Origin of the sequence: Thalassobellus citreus, from assembly GCF_044385915.1 — a bacterium.
GTDB classification, from domain to species: Bacteria; Bacteroidota; Bacteroidia; order Flavobacteriales; family Flavobacteriaceae; genus Thalassobellus; species Thalassobellus citreus.
Map to the genome: position 1 here is coordinate 1 of NZ_JBISCC010000018.1, position 318 is coordinate 318.

A 318-nucleotide genomic window follows, 5' to 3' on the forward strand; every position below is an offset into this window, starting at 1 on the left:
GCATCAGAAACATTGTAAGTAATAATATAAGTACCTGCTACATTAGAATTAACAGTATCACCACCAATAACAATGTTTGCAGAAATATCACCATCTTTATTATCAGAAGCCGTAGCGCCTAATTCAGAATAAGTATCACCAACATTAATATCGATAGACGCTGCTCCCGTAAGAGTAATAACAGGTGCCGTTGTATCAGCAATCACATTCACTGTTCTAGTAACTTGCGTTGCAGGATTTCCAGCGGCATCAGAAACATTGTAAGTAATAATATAAGTACCTGCTACATTAGAATTAACAGTATCACCACCAATAACA

Annotated in this window: 1 protein-coding gene; it reads right to left on the reverse strand. The window is 36.2% G+C overall.

What is annotated here, in order from left to right:
- Positions 1–318, reverse strand: a 318-nt coding sequence (locus tag ACH5TX_RS00080) for an immunoglobulin-like domain-containing protein (protein WP_439337529.1), incomplete at both ends; no start/stop codon positions are given.